Raw genomic sequence first — 742 nt, forward strand, 5'->3', positions numbered from 1 at the left:
ACGTATAGGAAGAATAAACGCCCTTTTCACCCAAGTCCAACAGCTTTGGACCGCAGTTGACTCTTTCGACACCCCTGCGATGCAACCCAATCCGGCTGACGGGGAGCCAGCAACGCTGAAAATTTACCCTCCTCTTTCCCACTAGCGGCTCCTTTTCCGACAACCAGCACGGCGGATCCCTGCCGCGGCGCTGTGAACGCAGCATTTTGATTGGTATCGTTGGCCTTCAGGCTCGTCAGTCAAACAGACCCAGGAGCAGCTCAGCCGGTGGCGCCCGGCTTTCGGGTAACGCCCTGGTCCCGCTGGTTTCGGCTTTGTGCTTCAGGTGATCAAGGATCTGCTTGATCACTATAGGGTCTTCAATGCAGGCGATGACTTTCATGGCGCCGCCGCAGCCGCTGCAGGTCTCGATGTCGATATTGAAAACACGCTTGAGCCGTTGCGCCCATGTCATCGACGCTCGCCGTTGTGCTGGTGTTGCCGGTTCATCAGCCACCCTGACCTTGTTGCCCCTGCCCCGTTTTGCCGGCGTGACCAACGCCCGGTGCCGACTGTTGGGTGCGAACACCCCGTGGAAGCGGGTTAGGTTGACTCTGGGCTTCGGTACCAGGGCGGCCAGCCTTGCAATGAAATCCAATGGTTCGAAAATGACGTGCGTGGTGCCGTCCCGGTACGGCGTCTTGAGCTGGTAGCGCACGTTGCCGCCTCGTGTTAACGACAGCCGCTTCTCGGATACCGCCGG

General features: G+C 59.2%; 1 protein-coding gene. It reads right to left on the reverse strand.

The features are described from left to right. Window positions 1-235: 235 nt before the first annotated feature. On the reverse strand, window positions 236-742 hold a 507-nt coding region (locus GYB81_RS23525), incomplete at its 5' end, for a transposase (protein ID WP_031971774.1).

The sequence above is a fragment of the Pseudomonas yangonensis genome (assembly GCF_009932725.1).
GTDB classification, from domain to species: domain Bacteria; phylum Pseudomonadota; class Gammaproteobacteria; order Pseudomonadales; family Pseudomonadaceae; genus Aquipseudomonas; species Aquipseudomonas yangonensis.